Below are 19,085 nucleotides of genomic sequence, written 5' to 3'. Positions count from 1 at the left end.
CCATGAGGGGGATGTATCGGCGGGCGGCTCTGGGCTGTTGCGCCTTGTGGGGCGCAGCGGCTCTGGCGCAGAACTGCCAACCCAATCTGTTGACCAACCCCGGCTTTGAGCAGGGGCTCAGCGGCTGGCGAGCGCAGGGCGCGCAGGCCGACGGCGATACGCACAGTGGCAGGGGGAGTCTGCGTTATGACAATGCAGATGTAGCGCAATACCGTACCTTCAACCAGGCGCTGCAGGTTGTGCCCGGACAGACGATAGATTTCGGCGTCTGGCTCAAGACTCGCGGCGTACGCGGGCAAAGCCGCGACGGCGGCGCTGGGGTTTATCTGCAGAGCTTTGATGCGCAGGGGCGCTTTCTGGAAGGCAGCTATCCGGCTGGGGTAACCGGCGACAGCGGCTGGCGGCAGGTGAACGCCAGCTATACCGTGCCGCCGCAGGCGGCGCGAATCACTTTTGGCGTTTATCTGCGTAAGGGGAGCACCGGTACCGCCTGGTTTGACGACGCCTATGCCTGTGCTCGAGCGTCTATGCCGGCGTTGTATCAGCTCGGCGCGTCGGCGCAGGGGAAAGTTGACACGCTGGTCGTCACTTCGCAACCGCAGCATTTGCAGGTCGACAGCGAATTGCTCAATGCCGAGGGGCAGGTTGTTCACAGTAGCCGCGACCGTTATCAGGTTGAAGGACAACGCCGTATCGAATACCAACCGCCGGCCGGCCTGGCCCAGGGTGAATACCGCCTGCGTCAGCAGGTTACCGGTCCACAATCCCGCCAGGCTCAGGGCAGCGAGCTGTCTTTTCGCGTCGGGCAGCCTGCGGCCAAAGTGGCGATCGACAGCGAAGGTTTTACCCTGCGCGACGGTCAACGGCTTTTCCCGTTGGGCATTTACGCCAACGTGGCTACCGATGAGCATTTGGCGCGCATCGCCTCGGCGGGATTCAACACGGTGCTGAACTATGATTACGGGGAAAAGAAAGATCCATACGCCTTTTTCCGCAACGCACGCAAGCGCGGGCTGTTGGTCATTTACTCCGTCAAAGATCAGTACCGCGGCAGCCGCTTCGCGCCGGCCGTCCGCGGTGGCGACTACGCGGCGCTGACTGCCTGGTACGTGCAGCGTTTGCGCTCTCAGCCCAACCTGCTTGCCTGGTACATCAACGATGAGCTGGGGCCGGAATATCTCGATAAAATCGAGGAAAAAAACCTGCAAATAAAGCGACTTGACGGCGATCATCCGACTTTCCAGGTGCTGAACAAAACCGGGGAGTTGGACGCTCACTTCAACAGCAGCGACATTTTGGCGACCGACCCTTATCCGGTGGGGAACGATAGCGATCTGACGCGCACCACGCGTTATACCGCACTGACGGTGCAGGCCGCCCGCCAGGCACGCGGGGCCTGGGTGGTGATGCAAATCATGGATCACGCCGCTTATGACGCCCGCCGCAAGCCACATCCGCCGTCAGAGGCGGAAATTCGCAATCAGGCCTGGCAGGCGCTGATCGGCGGCGCCAAGGGGCTGTTGTTTTATTCTTATACCGATCTGTTTTATAAGCGTAAAACCGGCCGCTTCGACCAACGGGAGTTTGACGCCACCTGGCGTGGCGTGGCTGCCGTGTCGCAGCAAATCGCCGCCTTCACCCCTTATCTGCTGACGGGAAAATCAACGCCGCTGGCGGGAAGCGACCCGCAAATGCCGGCGCGGATGTTTATTCTGGGCGATCGCGCCTTGCTGCTGGTAGCCAATCCTTACTATCGGGAGGGAAGCACCCGCTTGCGCCTTCCGGCGGGCTGGCGGCAGCAGGGAGAGGGCACGGAGGTCAAGCTGACGTTGCCCGCCGTGGGTACCGCGACGCTGTGGCTTCAACGCTGAAAGCGACGAGTCAGCATCACGCGGGAGGTTTCTCCCGCGTGAGATTGATGACAAACCTTATACCCTTGCCGGGTTGGCAGAGAGCACCAAATAAAAAACAAGGAAAATCAATTTATTGATTTTCGGCCGCTCACCACAAAGGGGGAAAAACCACGCTTTTTCCCCCTTTGTCAACAGTCTGACGCGGGAGGTTTCTCCCGCGTCCTACCCCCAAATACCTCGCCTTGCCTCCCGCCTGCCCACCTTTATTTCTATATTCTGTTTTACTCGTTTTAATTCAATCAATTAACTTAATCTTTCACACCTATACTTTGGTGGTATTTCTCAGCCGACGCGCGCGGCGCCTCCCGCTTTCTCTTGATCGCAATCAATTTGCCGCCGGTTGGCCGTCAGTAGGCTGGCGGCAGATTGAGCATGTCTTCTTATAACGACAAGAGCCTTCAGGAGCATTCCGGATGAGCAAATTTTTAGACCGTTTCCGCTATTTCAAGCAGTTGGCGGAGCCTTTTTCTGGCGATCACGGCCAGACCTTGAACACCAACCGCGACTGGGAAGACGGCTACCGCAGCCGTTGGCAGCACGACAAAGTGGTGCGTTCCACCCACGGCGTGAACTGCACCGGTTCCTGCAGTTGGAAGATTTACGTGAAGAATGGTCTGGTGACCTGGGAAACCCAGCAAACCGACTATCCGCGCACCCGGCCCGATCTGCCCAACCATGAACCGCGCGGCTGCCCGCGCGGCGCCAGCTACTCCTGGTACCTTTACAGCGCCAACCGGCTGAAATACCCGCTGATGCGCAAGCGCCTGCTCAAGCTGTGGCGCGAAGCGAAAGCGCAGCACAGCGATCCGGTCGAAGCCTGGGGCTCTATCGTCGGCGATGCGGAAAAAGCCAAAAGCTACAAGGTGGCGCGCGGCCGCGGCGGTTTCGTCCGCTCCAGCTGGCAGGAGGTCAATGAACTGATCGCCGCCGCCAACGTCTATACCGCCAAAACCTTCGGCCCGGACCGCATTATCGGCTTCTCGCCGATCCCGGCGATGTCGATGGTGTCCTACGCCGCCGGCGCCCGCTACCTGTCGCTGATCGGCGGCGCCTGCCTGAGCTTCTACGACTGGTATTGCGATCTGCCGCCGGCTTCGCCGATGACCTGGGGCGAGCAGACCGACGTGCCGGAGTCTGCCGACTGGTATAACTCTTCTTACATTATCGCCTGGGGCTCCAACGTGCCGCAAACGCGTACCCCGGACGCCCACTTCTTTACCGAAGTGCGTTACAAGGGCACCAAAACCGTGGCGGTGACGCCGGACTATGCCGAAGTCGCCAAGCTGTGCGACCACTGGCTGAATCCGAAGCAGGGCACCGACAGCGCGATGGCGCTGGCGATGGGCCACGTGATGCTGAAAGAGTTCCATCTCGATCGCGAAGTCGGCTACTTCCGCGACTATGTGCGTCGTTATACCGACATGCCGATGCTGGTGCTGCTGGAGCCGCGTGAAGGCGGCCACTACGCCGCCGGCCGCCTGCTGCGCGCCGCCGATCTGGTGGACGGATTGGGCCAGGAAAACAATCCCGAATGGAAAACCGTCGCTATCGACAGCCGCAGCGGCGAGCTGGTGGCGCCGCAGGGCTCCATCGGTTTCCGCTGGGGCGAGAAGGGCAAGTGGAACCTGGAACAGCGCGAAGGCAAGGCGCAACAGGAAGTCGAGCTGCAGCTCAGCCTGTTGGGCAGGCATGACGACGTCGCCGAGGTGGGTTTCCCGTACTTCGGCGGCGCCGACAGCGAGCATTTCAACAGCGTGGCGCTGGACGAGATCCTGCTGCACAAGCTGCCGGTGAAACGCCTGCAGTTGGCGGACGGCAGCGAAGCGCTGGTGACCAGCGTGTACGATCTGACGTTGGCAAACTACGGCCTGGAGCGCGGACTGGGCGACGCCAACTGCGCCGCCGACTATGACGAGGTCAAGGCTTACAGCCCGGCCTGGGCTGAGCAGATCACCGGCGTATCGCGCCACAACATCATCCGCATTGCCCGCGAATTCGCGCAAAACGCCGAGAAGACCCACGGCCGTTCGATGATCATCGTCGGCGCCGGCGTCAACCACTGGTATCACATGGACATGACCTACCGCGGCCTGATCAATATGCTGATCTTCTGCGGTTGCGTCGGCCAGAGCGGCGGCGGCTGGGCGCACTACGTCGGCCAGGAAAAACTGCGGCCGCAAACCGGCTGGCTGCCGCTGGCGTTCGGCCTCGACTGGCAACGCCCGCCGCGCCACATGAACAGCACCTCGTTCTTCTACAACCATTCCAGCCAATGGCGCTATGAAACCGTCGGCGCCGATGAGCTGCTGTCGCCGCTGGCGGACAAATCGCGCTTCGGCGGCAGCCTGATCGACTTCAACGTGCGCGCCGAGCGCATGGGCTGGCTGCCGTCGGCGCCGCAGCTGGGCGCTAACCCGCTGCGCCTGGCGGAGCAGGCCCGCGCCGTCGGCCAGTCGCCGGTCGAATTTACCGTCGACAGCCTGAAGAGCGGCGCGCTGGGCTTTGCCGCCGAGCAGCCGGACAATCCGCAGAACTTCCCGCGCAACCTGTTCGTCTGGCGCTCCAACCTGCTGGGCTCTTCCGGCAAGGGTCATGAATACATGCTCAAATACCTGTTGGGCACCGAGAACGGCATCCAGGGGAAAGATCTCGGCCAGCAGGGCGGCGTGAAGCCGCAGGAAGTGGAATGGCGCGAGCAGGGCGGCGAAGGCAAGCTGGATCTGGTGGTGACGCTCGATTTCCGCATGTCGAGCACCTGCCTGTATTCCGACGTGGTGCTGCCGACCGCCACCTGGTACGAAAAAGACGACATGAACACCTCCGACATGCACCCGTTCATTCATCCGCTGTCGGCGGCGGTCGATCCGGCCTGGGATTCGAAGAGCGACTGGGAAATCTACAAGGGCATCGCCAAAGCCTTCTCCGAGGTGTGCGTCGGCCATCTGGGCCAGGAAACCGACGTGGTGACCTTGCCTATCCAGCACGACTCCGCCGCCGAACTGGCGCAGCCTTACGGCGTGCAGGACTGGAAGAAAGGCGAATGCGAACTGATCCCCGGCAAAACCGCGCCGCACATCATCGCGGTGGAGCGCGATTACCCGGCCACCTACGAGCGTTTTACCTCCCTGGGGCCGTTGATGGACAAACTGGGCAACGGCGGCAAGGGCATCAGCTGGAACACCCAGACCGAGGTCGATTTCCTCAAGCAGCTGAACTACGTCAAGGCCGACGGCCCGGCGGCGGGGCGGCCGAAGATCGAGAGCGCGATAGACGCGGCGGAAGTGATCCTGTCGCTGGCGCCGGAAACCAACGGCCAGGTGGCGGTGAAAGCCTGGGAAGCGCTGAGCAACGTTACCGGCCGCGATCACCGGCATCTGGCGCTGAACAAGGAAGACGAGAAAATTCGCTTCCGCGACATTCAGGCGCAGCCGCGCAAAATCATCTCCAGCCCAACCTGGTCCGGCCTGGAAGACGAGCACGTCTCTTATAACGCCTGCTACACCAACGTGCACGAGCTGATCCCGTGGCGCACCCTCAGCGGCCGCCAGCAGCTGTATCAGGACCACGAGTGGATGCGCGCCTTCGGCGAAAGCCTGCTGGCGTACAGGCCACCGATCGATACCCGCGCCGCGCGGCCGCTGCTCAACAGCAAGCCGAACGGCAACAAGGAGAAGGCGCTGAACTTCCTGACGCCGCACCAGAAGTGGGGTATCCACTCCACCTACAGCGACAACCTGCTGATGCTGACGCTGTCGCGCGGCGGGCCGATCGTCTGGCTGAGCGAAGACGACGCCAAAGATCTGGGCATCGCGGACAACGACTGGATCGAGGCCTTCAACGCCAACGGCGCGCTGACGGCGCGCGCGGTGGTCAGCCAGCGTATCCCGGCCGGCATGACCATGATGTACCACGCACAGGAGCGCATCGTGAATCTGCCGGGCTCGGAGATCACCAGCCAACGCGGCGGCATCCACAACTCGGTGACCCGCGCCTGTCCGAAGCCGACCCACATGATCGGCGGCTATGCGCAGTTGGCCTACGGCTTCAACTACTACGGCACCGTCGGCTCCAACCGCGACGAGTTCGTGGTGGTGCGCAAGATGAACCGTATTGATTGGTTGGACGATGAAGGCAACGACTACGCGCAGGGCAGTCAGCAGGAGAACCACAAATGAAAATTCGTTCGCAAGTCGGCATGGTGCTGAATCTGGACAAGTGCATCGGTTGCCACACCTGTTCGGTCACCTGCAAGAACGTCTGGACCAGCCGCGAAGGCATGGAATACGCCTGGTTCAACAACGTGGAAAGCAAACCCGGCGTCGGCTATCCGCACGCCTGGGAAGATCAGGAGAAGTGGAAGGGCGGTTGGATCCGTAAAATCAACGGCAAGCTGGAGCCGCGCATGGGCAGCCGCGTCGGCGTGCTGGCGAAAATCTTCGCCAACCCGGACGTGCCGGCGCTGGACGACTACTACGAGCCGTTCGATTACGACTATCAGCATCTGCACACCGCCAAACAGGGCAAGCACCAGCCGGTGGCGCGCCCGCGCTCGCTGATCACCGGCCAGCGCATGAACAAGATCGAAAGCGGCCCGAACTGGGAGGAGATCCTCGGCGGGGAATTCGAAAAACGCTCGCAGGATAAAAATTTCGACAACCTGCAGAAGGCGATGTACGGCCAGTTCGAAAACACCTTCATGATGTACCTGCCGCGCCTGTGCGAGCACTGCCTCAACCCGGCCTGCGTCGCCACCTGCCCGAGCGGGGCGATCTACAAGCGCGGCGAAGACGGCATTGTTCTGATCGACCAGGACAAGTGCCGCGGCTGGCGCATGTGCCTGACCGGCTGCCCGTACAAGAAAATCTACTTCAACTGGAAGAGCGGCAAGTCCGAGAAGTGCATCTTCTGCTACCCGCGCATCGAAGCCGGGCAGCCGACGGTGTGTTCGGAGACCTGCGTCGGCCGCATTCGTTACCTCGGCGTGCTGCTGTACGACGCCGATCGCATCGAGCAGGCGGCGGCGGTGGAGAGCGACAAGGATCTGTACCAGAGCCAGCTCGATATCTTCCTCGATCCGCATGATCCGAAGGTGATTGCCCAGGCGCTGGCGGACGGCGTGCCGCAGGGCGTCATTGAAGCCGCTCAGCAGTCGCCGGTGTACAAAATGGCGATGGACTGGAAGCTGGCGCTGCCGCTGCATCCGGAATACCGCACGCTGCCGATGGTGTGGTACGTGCCGCCATTGTCGCCGATTCAGTCCGCCGCCGACGCCGGCGAACTGGCGCACAGCGGCGTATTGCCGGACGTCGAGAGCCTGCGCATCCCGGTGCAGTATCTGGCGAATCTGCTGACCGCCGGCGATACCGAACCGGTACTGTTGGCGCTGAAGCGCATGCTGGCGATGCGCCACTACAAACGGGCGGAAACCATCGACGGCGTGGTGGACACCAGCGCGCTGGAGCAGGTCGGTCTGAGCGAAGCGCAGGCACAGGAGATGTATCGCTACCTGGCGATCGCCAACTATGAAGATCGCTTTGTGGTGCCGTCGAGCCACCGCGAACTGGCGCGCGAAGCCTTCCCCGAAAGCAAAGGCTGCGGTTTCAGCTTCGGCGACGGCTGCCACGGCAGCGACGGCAAGTTCAATCTGTTCAACAGCCGCCGTATCGACGCCATTGACGTGACCGCGAAAACCGCGCGGCCGGAGGATGCCTCATGATCAGCCTGAAAGTGATCGCCCGCCTGCTGGATTACCCGGAGCAGGCGCTGTTTGACCATCAGCAGGCGCTGATCGAAGCATTGGAGCCGGCCAGCGAGCTGGATCTGCGCCACAGCGCGCAGCTGATTCTGTTTATCCGCCGCCTGTGTGCGCGCCCGTTGCTGGACGCGCAGGCCGATTATTGCGAACTGTTCGATCGCGGCCGCGCCACTTCGCTGCTGCTGTTTGAACACGTGCACGGCGAATCGCGCGATCGCGGCCAGGCGATGGTTGACCTGATGGCGCAGTACCGCGCCGCCGGGCTGGAGATCGACAGCCGCGAGCTGCCGGATTTCCTGCCACTGTATCTGGAGTATCTGGCCAGCCGCAGCGCGGCGCAGGCGCGGGAAGGGCTGCAGGACATTGCGCCGATCCTGGCGCTGTTGGGCGCGCGCTTGCAGCAGCGCGAAAGCCCGTATGCGGTGCTGTTCGATCTGCTGTTGGCGCTGTCCGGCAGCGATGCGCAGGCGCAGGCGCTGAAGACGCAGGTGGCGCAAGAGGCGCGCGACGATACGCCGCAGGCGCTGGATGCGGTATGGGAAGAGGAGCAGGTCAAATTTCTCGGCGAGCAGGGCTGCGCCTCCGCCCAGCAGACGGTGCACCAGCGGCGCTTCGCCGGCGCGGTGGCGCCACAGTATCTGGACCTGACGGATGCGTTAACCGGAACCAAAGGACGCTAATCATGCAATTTTTGAATCAGTTCTTCTTCGACATCTACCCTTATCTGGCCGGCGCGGTGTTCCTGATCGGCAGCTGGCTGCGCTACGACTACGGGCAATACAGCTGGCGCGCCGGCTCCAGCCAGATGCTGGATAAAAAAGGCATGCGGCTGGCGTCCAACCTGTTCCACATCGGCATTATCGGCATCTTCGCGGGCCATTTCCTCGGCATGCTGACGCCGCACTGGATGTATGAGGCCTTTCTGCCGATCGACGTGAAGCAGAAGCTGGCGATGATCGCCGGCGGCGCCTGCGGCCTGATGACGCTGATCGGCGGCGCGCTGTTGCTCAAACGCCGGTTGGCCAACCCGCGGGTGCGCGCCACCAGCAGCTTCGCCGACATCCTGATCCTGACGTTGCTGGTGGTGCAGGTGTGTCTCGGCCTGCTGACCATTCCGTTCTCCGCCCAGCATATGGACGGCAGCGAAATGATGAAGCTGGTGGCCTGGGCGCAGGCGGTGGTGACCTTCCACGCCGGCGCTTCTGCGCACCTGGAAGGGGTGGCGCTTATCTTCAAGCTGCACATGGTGCTGGGCATGACGCTGTTCGTGCTGTTCCCGTTCTGCCGCCTGGTGCATATCTGGAGTGCGCCGGTAGAGTACCTGACCCGCCGTTACCAGCTGGTGCGCAACCGCCGCTGAGCCTGACCCCGCCGCCGCCGATCGCCAGCGGCGGCGCTATTCCGATAATTCCCCCGCCGTCTGCCCATTCTCGTCACCTTGTCGTAAACTCACTATCTCAGTTATGTTACGTTTATGCTTCCGCCGACGGACGTCGGCCTGTGGTAGCCGATAACAAGAGATACCGCCTTGATGAAAGGCATTTTGGGACATAAAAACCGGGGATGATCCGTGTGGCCTTCGCGCCGTACGGGAGAATCGCTTTATGGATAGTCAGGTTAATCAATAACAATAATGACCACACAATTACGCTCACCCGAGCTGCTGCCTCTGAAAATCATCGCCACCGGGGCCGCGTTGCCGTCTAACCGCGTGGCGTCCTCTGCGCTCGACGCTCGGCTGGGGAAACCGGCCGGCTACGTTGAAAAACGCTCGGGCATCGTTTACCGCTATCACGCCGCCGACGATGCCAGCCAGGCCGAACTCGCCGCCGCCGCGCTGCAAGACGCGCTGGCTCGCAGCGCCCTTCCGGCAGCCTCTATCGATCTGCTGATCTCTGCCTCGGCGATTTCGGTGCAGGCGCTGCCGTGCACCGCCGCGCACATTCTCAAGGTGGCGGGGCTGGCGCCGGGCACGCCGGGCTTCGACATCAACAGCAGCTGCGTCAGCTTTATCTCTGCGCTGCAGGTGGCGGCGGGGCTGCTGAACGCCGGGACGTACCGACGCATCGCCATCGTCTCGGCCGATCTCGCTTCACGCGGCATCGACTGGCAGCACGAAGAGTCGTCGCTGATCTTCGGCGACGGCGCCGCCTGCGCCATCGTGGAGCGCGGCGACGGCGCCAGCGGCATCCTCGCCAGCCTGGTGGAGACCTATCCCGCCGGCAGCGAACTGTGCGAAATCCGCGCCGGCGGCACGCGGCGCAACCCGCGCGCCGGCATGTGCGAGCAAGACTTCCTGTTTCATATGCAGGGCAAGCCGCTGTTCCGCCAGGCGTCGGCGCTGATTGAGGGTTACCTCGATCGGCTGTTGAGCGCCAGCGGCCTGACCCTGGCGCAGATCGCCACCGTGGTGCCGCATCAGGCCAGCCATTTGTCGCTCGAACATATGCGCAAGCGGCTGCATGTTTCCAGCGAGGCGCTGGTGGATATCTATCGCCACCACGGCAACCAGGTGGCGGCGTCCATCCCGACGGCGCTGCATGCCGCCGTGACCACCGGGCGCTTCAACCCCGGCCAGCCGGTGATGCTGATCGGCACCGCCGCCGGGCTGGCGCTGGCTGGCATGGTGTTGTTGCCATGAGGGTGCTGGTGACCGGGGCGACCAGCGGGCTGGGGCGCAACGCGGCGCAGTGGCTGCTGGAGGCCGGACATCAGGTGCGCGCCACCGGCCGCGATGAACGGGCCGGCGCAGCGTTGCGTCAGCTGGGCGCCGAGTTTTGCGCGCTCGATCTGGCGCAGGCCACGCCGCAGCAGTGTCGGCAGCTCGTCACCGACTGCGAGTGGGTGTGGCACTGTGCGGCCAAGTCTTCACCCTGGGGCGGCAAAGCGGAGTTTCACCGCATCAACGCCGCGGCGACGGAGAGGCTGGCGGAGGCGGCGGGGCGCTGCGGCGTGCGGCGCTTTGTGCATATCTCCACGCCGGCAATCTACTTCGATTTTCAGCCGCATTACGATCTTGACGAAGGTTATCGTGCCCGTCGCTTCGCCAATCACTATGCCGCCAGCAAGTATGCGGCCGAACAACGCCTGTTGGCGCAGGCGAAGATCTACCCGCAAACCACCTACATTATGCTGCGGCCGCGCGGCCTGTTTGGCCCGCACGATCGGGTGATCGTGCCGCGGCTGTTGCAGCAGCTCGAACGCGATCGCGGCGTGCTGCGGCTGCCCGGCGGTGGGCAAGCGCTGCTGGACCTGACCTTCGCCCCCAACGTGGTGCACGCCATGGAGTTGGCCAGTCGGCAGCGCGGGTTGCCGTCCGGCGCCGTTTACAACATCACCAACCACCAGCCGCAGCGGCTGGCGGAGATGCTGGATGCGCTGCTGCGTCAGGAACTGGGGCTGCACTACCGGCTGCAGGCCGTGCCCTATCCGTTGCTGCATACGCTGGCCGGCGGCATGGAGCTGTGGGCGACGCTGAGCGGCAAGGAACCGCTGCTGACGCGCTACAGCGTGGCGGCGGTGCATTTTGACATGACGCTGAGCCAGACCCGTGCGATCGAAGAGCTGGGCTATCAGCCGCGTTATTCGATGGAAGAGGGCATTCGTCTGACCGGCGAGTGGCTGCGGCGGCAAGGAGGCATACAGCATGGCTAAGGTTACCGTTTTTGAAGTGGGCTATTGCACGCATATCGGCTGCATGGCGCTGCGCGGCGCCGGGTTCCGGGTGTGCAAATTCCCGGCGCGCGCCTATCTGCTGGAGGTGGGGGAGCGCCGCTGGCTGTGGGATACCGGCTACGCGCGTTATTTTCAGCAGCACACGCAGTCGGGGGTGTTCAGCCTGTATCGCCGGATGACGCCGGTCTATTTCGATCCCGCCGAGTCGTTGGCGCATCAGCTGCGCGAAGCCGGTTACGCCAAAGGGGATATTCAGGCGCTCATCGTCTCGCATTTTCACGCCGATCACATCGCCGGGCTGCAGGATTTCAGCCAACTCGACTTTATTTGCTCCGGCGAAGGCTGGCAGCAAACCCGCGGGCTGCGCGGTTTCGCGGCGCTGAAGCGCGCCTTTATTCCCGGCCTGATCCCGGCGGATTTCGAGAGCAACCTGCAGTTTATGGAAGCTTTTCCCTCGGTGGCGTTGCCTGCGCTGCTGGCGCCGTTCGAGCGCGGCTATGCGCTGCCGGGCAGCGAAGGGCAGATCGTGCTGGTGCCGCTGCCGGGGCATGCGGCCGGCCATATCGGCGCCTTTATTCTCACCGACGCCGGCTGGACGCTGTTGGCCAGCGACGCCGCCTGGTCTCCGCAGAGTTACCAGACGCTGCGCGGGCCTTCGCGCCTGGCCAATCTGGTGATGGACGACGCGGCGGCGTACATCCGCACGCTGGAGCGGCTCAACCAGCTGTGGGCGGGCGGCCAGGTCAACATTTTGCTGTGCCACGAGGGGGACCTGTGATCCCGTTCATGACCCTTTGGCACTATTTCCGCGCCCGGCGCCTGCGCTTTGGCGATCGTGCGGCGCTGGAGGCGCATCAGGCCCGGCAGCTCGCGGGCTTCGCCCGTCGGGTGCTGAGCAAGAGCCCCTATTTTCAACGCTTCAGTCGCCGGCCGTTCGCCGAATGGCCGCAGATGAACAAGGCGCTGATGATGGCGCAGTTCGACCGGATGAACACCGCCGGGCTGCAGCGCGATGCGGTGCTGGCCTGCGCGCAGCGCAGCGAGGCGGATCGCGATTTCACGCCGAAGATCGGGCGCTACAGCGTCGGATTGTCGTCCGGCACCTCCGGGCAGCGCGGCGTGTTTGTCGTCAGCCCGCGCGAACAGCAGGTGTGGGCCGGCGGCATGCTGGCGAAGATGCTGCCGGACGGTCTGTTGGCCGGCGAGCGCGTTGCGCTGTTTCTGCGGGCGGACAATAATCTCTATCACAGCGTGAACAACCGTTGGCTGAGCCTGGCGTTTTACGATCTGCTTGCACCGTTCAGCGAGCATTTGCCCGCATTGGAACGGCAGGCGCCCAGCATCATCGTGGCCCCGGCGCAGGTGCTGCGCGCCTTGGCGCTGGCGGTGCTGGCCGGACAGGTGAAGTTGCCGGTCAAAAAAGCGATCTCGGTGGCCGAGGTGCTGGAAGAGCAGGACCGCCGCCTGCTGCTGCAGGTATTTCCGGCGGTCGGCGAAGTGTATCAGGCCACCGAAGGATTTCTTGCCGCGACCTGCGCGCACGGTACGCTGCATCTGAACGAAGAGTTTTTGCATATCGAACCGCAGTGGATCGACGAACTGCGTTTTACGCCGTTGATCACCGACTTTACCCGCAGTACGCAGCCGATCGTGCGTTATCGGCTGGACGATGTACTGGTGTTGCGCAAGGAACCCTGCCCGTGCGGGCAGCCGACGCGGGCGATCGCCCGTATCGAGGGGCGGCGCGACGATCAACTGATGCTGCCCGATGCGCGGCGGCAACCGCAGGCGGTGTTCGCCGATGCCTGCAGCCGAACGATCGCCAATGCGTTGCCGCTGAGCAGCGATTATCGCCTGATCCAGCGCGGTGAACGGCGGTTGGAATTGATTGCCGATTGCAGCCAGTCTGAATTGGCGCACTGCCAGGCGCAGCTGATGGCGCTGTTCGCTCGCCAGGGCATCGCCACCGAGCGCCTCGAATGGCGGTTGACGGCGCAGGCGGTGCTGCCGCAGTTCGATCGCAAGCGGCGGCGCATCGTGCGCCAGGCGGAGGAGGCATGAAAAATACGCTGTTCAGACTAGGGCACATGTTGCTCGGCTGGGGGACGGTCGGGGTGGTGTATAGTCTGACCGATCGCCTGCAGGGGGCGGGAACCCTGTTGCCGCCGTCGGCGCTTGACCGGGCGATCCCGTTCAACCCGGCGGCCATATGGCTCTACCTGTCGTTCTTCCTCATCGTCCCGGCGGGCTATCTGCTGGCGCCGCTGCAGCGGATCACATGGCTGACGCGGGCGATGCAGCTCACCGCGCTGGGCGCCGGGGCGGTTTACCTGCTGTGGCCGACCACCATGGCCTATCCGCAGAACGATGGCGTCGGGATCAGCGCGCAGCTGCTGGCGGCGTTAACCCAGGTGGATTCGCCGCAGAACTGCCTGCCTTCGTTGCATATGGCGCTGACGGTGCTGGCGGTGTGGGCGCTGAGCGACGGCGAGCGCAAAGTGCGCACGGCGTTGTGGATGCTGTGGGGCACGGCGATCGCGTTCTCGATTCTGCAACTGCGCCGCCATTTGTTTGTCGATTTGGCCGGCGGCGCGCTGCTGGCGCTGTTCGCCGGCTGGCTGGCCCTGCGTATGAACACCCTGCGCCGGCGCGTGGTTAAAGGAGAAATGGGATGAGCGATCTGGCGTTGCCGATAGTGTTCATGCTGTTCATCGTGGTGGCCGAGGCGGTGGCGCTGCAGTGGGGGCGTCGCGAGCCGGTCAACTGGCACGATCTGGTGTTCAACCTGAACTCCGGCCATATCATGTTGTGGCTGTTCCGTGGGTTGGAGATCACCTGTTACGGCTACGTGGCCGCGCATTTCAGCCTGGGGCTGGTGGACGCCTGGCCGCCGTTGTTGATGTGGCTGTTCGCTTTGCTGGCGTGGGACTTCGGTTTCTACTGGCTGCACCGTCTGCATCATCGTTTCCGCCTGCTGTGGGCGGTGCATGTGGTGCACCATCAGGGCGAGCATTTCAATCTGTCGCTGGGGGTGCGCAACTCCTGGTATTCGTCGCTGACGTCGATCCCGTTCTTTTTGCTGCTGGCGCTGGCGGGCGTGCCATTGTCGGTGTTCGTCGCGGTCTCGATTTTTCACTACAGCATTCAACTGTTTAACCACAATGCGCTGACGCCGAAGCTTGGCGTGCTGGAAAAAATCCTGGTCACGCCGGCGCATCACCGGGTGCATCACGTCAAGGACATGGCCTATTCCAATAAGAACTTCGGCGGCAGCTTTATCTTCTGGGACAAACTGTTCGGCACCTTCTGCCCGGCATTGCCGACCACGCCGTTCAGCTACGGCGTCAGCGGCGACAGGCCGTCCGCCAACCCGTTCTGGGCGAGCAATCTGCCGTTCCTGCGCTATTTCCGTTTGGCCTGGCGCCCGGCGCCGGGCCGGCCGCGCGACCGCCGTTCGGCGCTCAGCGTTTTCAGCGGCGCCATGCTGTTGTTCTCGCTGGTGGTCGGTTACGTCTACCAATACGGTTACGGCTACGGCGACATCAGCTGGCCGCAAATGGCGCTGCTGGCGCTGCTGGCGTTGGGCTCGGTGGCGCTGGGCGGCATGACGGAAGGGCGACCTTGGGCGAGCGCCGTCTGGTTGCTGGTCGCGCTGGGCATGCCGCTGCTGTTTATCGGCTATCTAGGTTGGCCGCAGCGCTATTGGCATATCGCCATGGCCGCCGTGGCGTTGCATGCCCTGTGCGTCGCATTGGGCTGGGGAAGAGTAGCCGCACCGGCCGCCGTGGAGGAAACGCATGGCTGAATCATTGCCGCCGCTGCGTTTTCCCGCCGATGGCGAACAGGCATTCCACCGCGATCTTAAGCGCGCGGCGCACGCCTGCCTGGCGGGCGATCATCGCTATGCCGATGCTGCGCGATTGGCCAAGGCTGCGCTGTTGCTGGCGCTGTGCGCCGGGTTTTACGCGCTGAGTCTGCTGCAGCACCAGCCCTGGGCGTTTTTCCTCTGCTATTTCCTGTTCGTGGCCATGGGCATGCTGCTTAACGTCAACGTCAGCCATGATGCTTCGCATAACGCCTTCTTGCGCGCGCCCTGGGCGAATCGCCTGGTGGGGCGACTGGTGACGCTGCCGCTGGGCGTCGATCCGGACTACTGGCGCACGCGGCATGTGGATTACCACCACGTTTACGCCAACGTCGAACACTACGATCTGGACACCGAAGAGAACGGTTTTTTCCGCCAGACGCCGTTCCAGCGCTGGCGACCGCATATGCGTTATCAGCATCTGTACTGGCCGCTGATCGCCGCGCTCTCCTTGCCCTACATCGCGTGGATTTTCGATTGGTCCGATCGGCTCGATAAAACGCCGCTGCGGGAAAAATGCGTGCTGGCGGGATGCGGCGGTTGGGCGCTGTTCGTGCTGAGCAAGCTCGCGCATCTGGCGCTGGTGCTGGTGGCGCCGCTGGTCGTGGGCCACCTGCACGGCATCGGCTGGGGCTGGGTATTGCTGGCTTATGCGGTCGGTCAGATGTGCGCCTCGCTGCTGGTGGTGTTCCTGCTGCTGGGCACCCACTGGGCGCAGGCCGAGTTTTACCCGGCGCCGGCAGGTGACAGCATGCCGCAAGGCTGGTACCGGCACAATTTCGCCACCGCCTGCGACTGGCAACCTGAGCCGCGCTGGCTGGAGCACCTGACCGGCGGGCTGAACTATCACCTGACGCATCACCTGTTCCCCGGCTGGAATCATCGCCACTACCCGGCGTTGGCCGCGGCGCTGGCAGAGGTGGCGCAGCGGCACGGCATGGCGTACCGCTGCATCGGCTATCGCGAATTGCTGGCGCAGCAACAGCGCTTCTTGCGCCTTATGGGGCAGCCGTGAAACCGCTGCGTCCGTTAGCCTATCGGCGCGACGACAGCGGGTTGCACCGCGCGCTGATGCAGGCCGCCCAGCATTATCTGGCGGCCAACGGCGATCACCGTTTCGCCGACGGCGGCATGCTGGCGAAGGTCGCGCTGCTGCTGGCGCTGTGCGGCCTGTGTTACGGGCTGAGCCTGCAACAGCAGAACGGCTGGGCGTTTTTCGCCTGCTATTTCGGTTTTATCTTTATCGGCATGTTCCTGACGGTGAACGTGGTGCACGACGCCTCGCACAACGCATTTTTCCGTCGCCCCTGGGCCAACCGCGGGTTGAACGCCCTGGTGAGCGTGCCGCTGGGGTTGGATCCCGACTGCTGGCGCGTGCGGCACGTGCTGTTCCATCATGCCCATAACAATATCGAACATTACGATCCCGACATCGACGCCAACGGCGTGCTGCGGCAAACGCCGTTCCAGCGCTGGCGGCCCTTTATGCGCGCGCAGCGTTACTATTGGCCGCTGGTGGCGGCGCTGACTTTTCCGTACTACATCTGGCTGTTCGATTGGTTGGACAGGGCGGGCCGCACCCGCGTGGCGGCGCGCATGGCGCAGCAGGGCGTGCGCGGCTGGATCGGGTTTCTGGCGGGGAAGGCGGCGCACCTGCTGCTGGCGCTGGCGATCCCGTTCTGGCTGCTGCCGCCGGCTATCGGCATCGGGCAAATCCTGCTGGTCTATTTGCTGAGCCAGATGCTTTCTTCACTGCTGTTCGTGATGCTCATCATCGGCACCCACTGGGCCAAGGCCAACTTCTACCAGGCGCCAGAACAAGGCGCAATGCCGCACGGCTGGTATCATCATGTGTTCGCCACTACCTTCGACTGGCTGACCCGGCCGCGCTGGCTGGGGTACTGGCTCGGCGGGGCGAACCTGCATTTGACGCATCATCTGTTCCCGCACTGGAGCCACCGCCATTACCCGGCGCTGAGCCGCATTATCGGCGAGGTGGCGCCGCGTTTCGGCATCGACTACCGGCTGCTTGAGCTAGAGGAGCTGTTGCGCCTGCAGCAGCGCTTCCTCAGCGCGATGGGGCGCAAGCCGCACTAGCGTTGCATGCGGGTTATGCGAGGCGTTACGCAGTTCACTAATTGAACGATATTTACCCTTCCAGTAGACTTTCTCCCGGTGAATCAATGGCCACAGGAGGTGGAGTATGCGGAGTTTACCGATTCGGTTATCCAATGAAATCGACGACAGTTTGAACGATATTGCCCGGCGTCACGGGATGGCCAAAACCGACGTCATACGCCTGGCGTTTGCTTTGATGACGATTGCCGACCGTGAGTGGATGAAACAGGATGGTTCCCGCCTCGGTATCGTGCGTGAAAGCGACGAGGGGCTGGAGGCAGTCGCCGTGGTGGTGGGGATTTTTCCATGAAGCCGCAACATGAGCGCCCGCAGCTCGATGCTGAAAGGTTGTATTTGGATCCTTCGCTGGTCTTCGACGAAATGGAGCGGCTGCGCCTGGCGCGCCAGGTATTGTGCGGGATATTTGCGGTCAGCGTGGGCGTATTCGCCGCCCACGCATATTGGGACAAAAACGAAGCGCTCGGTCAAGTGTTCGAGCTGGTGAAGATCGGCGCCTTGCCGCTGGTCACGCTGGTGGTCTCTTTTTACTTTCCCAACAGCGCGTCCAGATAAGGCGCCGCGTTAATGCGACTTCATGCCCGCCGCGGTCATCAGCAGGCGGAACAGCGAGGCGACCACGAACAGCCCCAGCACGCTGGCGCTCCAGATGATCACCAGCCAACCGATGCGTTTCCACCAGGGCGCCGGAGCGACGGCTGCCGTTTTATCTTGCATAGCGTCCTCCCTCCTCAGTGATAGCCGTGCTCATGGCTGATCTTGCCGCGGAACACGTAGTAGCTCCAGAAGGTGTAGACCAGGATGATCGGGATGATGAACAGCGCGCCCACCAGCATAAAGCCGAGGCTCTGCGGCGGCGCGGCGGCGTCCCACAGGCTGATGGCCGGCGGGATCAGGTGCGGCCAGATGCTGATGCCAAGCCCGCTCAGGCCGAGGAACACCAGCAACAGCGTCAGCATGAACGGCGAGTAGTGCGCGCCGCGTTTCACCCCGCGCTGAATGCCCCAGGCGCTGAGCAGCACCAGCAGCGGCACCGGCAGCAGCCAGAACAGGTTCGGCAGCGTAAACCAGCGGGCGGCGATTTCCGGATGCGCGATCGGCGTCCAGATACTGACTGCGGCCAGCACCAGCAACAGGATCGCCAGCAGCGGCGTCGCCAGGTAATACATGCGCGCCTGCAGATCGCCGGCGGTTTTCATCACCAACCAGGTGCAACCGAGCAGGGCGTAGGTTACCACCAGCCCCAGCCCGCAGAACAGCGCGAACGGCGTCAGCCAGTCCAGCGCGCCGCCGGCGTAGGTGCGGCCTTCGACCGGGAAACCGTTGATCACGGCACCCACCACTACCCCCTGGCTGAAGGTGGCGAAGAGAGAGCCCCAGATGAACGCCTTGTCCCAGATATGGCGCTTCTGCGGCGTCGCCTTGAAGCGAAACTCGAAGGCCACGCCGCGGAAAATCAGCCCGATCAGCATCAGCGTCAGCGGGATCGCCAGCGCGTCGAGGATCACCGAGTAGGCCAGCGGGAAGGCGCCGAACAGCGCCGCACCGCCCAGCACCAGCCAGGTCTCATTGCCGTCCCACACTGGGGCGACGGTGTTCATCATCAGATCGCGATCGCCGCTCTCTTTCACCCACGGAAACAGGATGCCGATGCCCAAATCGAAACCGTCCATCACCACATACATCATAGTGCTGAACACGATGATCACAAACCAAATCAGCGGAAGATCGATACCCATGT

17 protein-coding genes are annotated in these 19,085 nt (G+C 63.2%); 15 read left to right on the top strand and 2 right to left on the bottom strand.

The window, feature by feature from the left end; all coding sequences use genetic code 11:
- Window positions 1–2 precede the first annotated feature (2 nt).
- The 15 genes from MMS95_RS09545 to MMS95_RS09475 all read left to right on the top strand — a co-directional run bounded on the left by MMS95_RS09545 (window position 3) and on the right by MMS95_RS09475 (window position 17,899).
- A complete protein-coding gene (locus tag MMS95_RS09545; protein ID WP_228392523.1) occupies window positions 3–1,871 on the top strand; it encodes a carbohydrate-binding protein CenC in 1,869 nt (622 codons plus the stop codon).
- A 455-nt stretch (window positions 1,872–2,326) separates the two neighbouring features.
- Window positions 2,327–6,088 (top strand): nitrate reductase subunit alpha, encoded by a 3,762-nt coding sequence (locus MMS95_RS09540; protein ID WP_160125570.1) that lies wholly within the window; start codon window positions 2,327–2,329, stop codon window positions 6,086–6,088.
- Window positions 6,085–7,629, top strand: coding sequence for a nitrate reductase subunit beta (gene narH / locus MMS95_RS09535; protein ID WP_242141601.1), 1,545 nt, complete (start codon window positions 6,085–6,087; stop codon window positions 7,627–7,629). The genes MMS95_RS09540 and narH overlap by 4 nt, the downstream gene beginning before the upstream one ends.
- A complete protein-coding gene (narJ, locus tag MMS95_RS09530) occupies window positions 7,626–8,348 on the top strand; it encodes a nitrate reductase molybdenum cofactor assembly chaperone (protein ID WP_015378191.1) in 723 nt (240 codons plus the stop codon). Before narH ends, narJ begins: the two co-directional genes overlap by 4 nt.
- A gap of 2 nt (window positions 8,349–8,350) precedes the next feature.
- Complete coding sequence (narI, locus tag MMS95_RS09525; protein ID WP_015378190.1) at window positions 8,351–9,028, top strand: respiratory nitrate reductase subunit gamma; 678 nt, start codon at window positions 8,351–8,353, stop codon at window positions 9,026–9,028.
- Between the two features lie 273 nt (window positions 9,029–9,301).
- Window positions 9,302–10,309, top strand: a complete 1,008-nt coding sequence (locus MMS95_RS09520) for a 3-oxoacyl-[acyl-carrier-protein] synthase III C-terminal domain-containing protein (RefSeq protein WP_033632796.1) — start codon at window positions 9,302–9,304, stop codon at window positions 10,307–10,309.
- On the top strand, window positions 10,306–11,322 hold the full coding sequence (locus MMS95_RS09515) for an NAD(P)-dependent oxidoreductase (RefSeq protein ID WP_049277985.1): 1,017 nt from the start codon (window positions 10,306–10,308) through the stop codon (window positions 11,320–11,322). The genes MMS95_RS09520 and MMS95_RS09515 overlap by 4 nt, the downstream gene beginning before the upstream one ends.
- Window positions 11,315–12,121, top strand: coding sequence for an MBL fold metallo-hydrolase (locus tag MMS95_RS09510; RefSeq protein ID WP_048323931.1), 807 nt, complete (start codon window positions 11,315–11,317; stop codon window positions 12,119–12,121). Before MMS95_RS09515 ends, MMS95_RS09510 begins: the two co-directional genes overlap by 8 nt.
- Complete coding sequence (locus tag MMS95_RS09505) at window positions 12,118–13,404, top strand: F390 synthetase-related protein (protein WP_166445193.1); 1,287 nt, start codon at window positions 12,118–12,120, stop codon at window positions 13,402–13,404. The genes MMS95_RS09510 and MMS95_RS09505 overlap by 4 nt, the downstream gene beginning before the upstream one ends.
- Window positions 13,401–14,018, top strand: a complete 618-nt coding sequence (locus tag MMS95_RS09500; RefSeq protein ID WP_048323926.1) for a phosphatase PAP2 family protein — start codon at window positions 13,401–13,403, stop codon at window positions 14,016–14,018. Before MMS95_RS09505 ends, MMS95_RS09500 begins: the two co-directional genes overlap by 4 nt.
- Entirely contained in the window at window positions 14,015–15,148 is a 1,134-nt protein-coding gene (locus MMS95_RS09495) for a sterol desaturase family protein (RefSeq protein WP_166445192.1), read from the top strand. Before MMS95_RS09500 ends, MMS95_RS09495 begins: the two co-directional genes overlap by 4 nt.
- Complete coding sequence (locus MMS95_RS09490) at window positions 15,141–16,223, top strand: acyl-CoA desaturase (protein WP_242141600.1); 1,083 nt, start codon at window positions 15,141–15,143, stop codon at window positions 16,221–16,223. The genes MMS95_RS09495 and MMS95_RS09490 overlap by 8 nt, the downstream gene beginning before the upstream one ends.
- Window positions 16,220–17,305: an acyl-CoA desaturase gene (locus tag MMS95_RS09485; protein ID WP_166445191.1), complete on the top strand. Its 1,086-nt coding sequence runs from the start codon at window positions 16,220–16,222 to the stop codon at window positions 17,303–17,305. The genes MMS95_RS09490 and MMS95_RS09485 overlap by 4 nt, the downstream gene beginning before the upstream one ends.
- A gap of 106 nt (window positions 17,306–17,411) precedes the next feature.
- Window positions 17,412–17,636, top strand: a complete 225-nt coding sequence (locus tag MMS95_RS09480; RefSeq protein ID WP_004934623.1) for a hypothetical protein — start codon at window positions 17,412–17,414, stop codon at window positions 17,634–17,636.
- The gene (locus tag MMS95_RS09475) at window positions 17,633–17,899 is read left to right on the top strand and encodes a hypothetical protein (protein WP_033632804.1); all 267 of its coding nucleotides are present in this window, start codon (window positions 17,633–17,635) and stop codon (window positions 17,897–17,899) included. The genes MMS95_RS09480 and MMS95_RS09475 overlap by 4 nt, the downstream gene beginning before the upstream one ends.
- Before the next feature lie 9 nt (window positions 17,900–17,908).
- Here MMS95_RS09475 and MMS95_RS09470 read toward each other — a convergent pair whose 3' ends face one another.
- Together MMS95_RS09470 and cydB are read right to left on the bottom strand one after the other, a co-directional pair.
- Entirely contained in the window at window positions 17,909–18,061 is a 153-nt protein-coding gene (locus MMS95_RS09470; protein WP_015378180.1) for a DUF2474 domain-containing protein, read from the bottom strand.
- Between the two features lie 14 nt (window positions 18,062–18,075).
- Window positions 18,076–19,083 carry a cytochrome d ubiquinol oxidase subunit II gene (gene cydB, locus MMS95_RS09465; protein ID WP_004934617.1) on the bottom strand — a complete coding sequence of 336 codons (1,008 nt, stop codon included), beginning with the start codon at window positions 19,081–19,083 and terminating at the stop codon, window positions 18,076–18,078.
- Window positions 19,084–19,085: the final 2 nt, after the last annotated feature.

The organism is Serratia sp. PGPR-27 (assembly GCF_022678525.1).
GTDB classification, from domain to species: Bacteria; Pseudomonadota; Gammaproteobacteria; order Enterobacterales; family Enterobacteriaceae; genus Serratia; species Serratia nematodiphila.
This window is presented reverse-complemented; position numbering and strand designations above follow the sequence as displayed.

Bases quoted from the DNA above. Each gene is read 5' to 3' on its own strand.
- MMS95_RS09545 (WP_228392523.1), top strand. From the start codon at position 3: ATGAGGGGGATGTATCGGCGGGCGGCTCTGGGCTGTTGCGCCTTGTGG.
- MMS95_RS09540 (WP_160125570.1), top strand. From the start codon at position 2,327: ATGAGCAAATTTTTAGACCGTTTCCGCTATTTCAAGCAGTTGGCGGAG.
- narH (WP_242141601.1), top strand. From the start codon at position 6,085: ATGAAAATTCGTTCGCAAGTCGGCATGGTGCTGAATCTGGACAAGTGC.
- narJ (WP_015378191.1), top strand. From the start codon at position 7,626: ATGATCAGCCTGAAAGTGATCGCCCGCCTGCTGGATTACCCGGAGCAG.
- narI (WP_015378190.1), top strand. From the start codon at position 8,351: ATGCAATTTTTGAATCAGTTCTTCTTCGACATCTACCCTTATCTGGCC.
- MMS95_RS09520 (WP_033632796.1), top strand. From the start codon at position 9,302: ATGACCACACAATTACGCTCACCCGAGCTGCTGCCTCTGAAAATCATC.
- MMS95_RS09515 (WP_049277985.1), top strand. From the start codon at position 10,306: ATGAGGGTGCTGGTGACCGGGGCGACCAGCGGGCTGGGGCGCAACGCG.
- MMS95_RS09510 (WP_048323931.1), top strand. From the start codon at position 11,315: ATGGCTAAGGTTACCGTTTTTGAAGTGGGCTATTGCACGCATATCGGC.
- MMS95_RS09500 (WP_048323926.1), top strand. From the start codon at position 13,401: ATGAAAAATACGCTGTTCAGACTAGGGCACATGTTGCTCGGCTGGGGG.
- MMS95_RS09495 (WP_166445192.1), top strand. From the start codon at position 14,015: ATGAGCGATCTGGCGTTGCCGATAGTGTTCATGCTGTTCATCGTGGTG.
- MMS95_RS09490 (WP_242141600.1), top strand. From the start codon at position 15,141: ATGGCTGAATCATTGCCGCCGCTGCGTTTTCCCGCCGATGGCGAACAG.
- MMS95_RS09480 (WP_004934623.1), top strand. From the start codon at position 17,412: ATGCGGAGTTTACCGATTCGGTTATCCAATGAAATCGACGACAGTTTG.
- MMS95_RS09475 (WP_033632804.1), top strand. From the start codon at position 17,633: ATGAAGCCGCAACATGAGCGCCCGCAGCTCGATGCTGAAAGGTTGTAT.
- MMS95_RS09470 (WP_015378180.1), bottom strand. From the start codon at position 18,061: ATGCAAGATAAAACGGCAGCCGTCGCTCCGGCGCCCTGGTGGAAACGC.
- cydB (WP_004934617.1), bottom strand. From the start codon at position 19,083: ATGGGTATCGATCTTCCGCTGATTTGGTTTGTGATCATCGTGTTCAGC.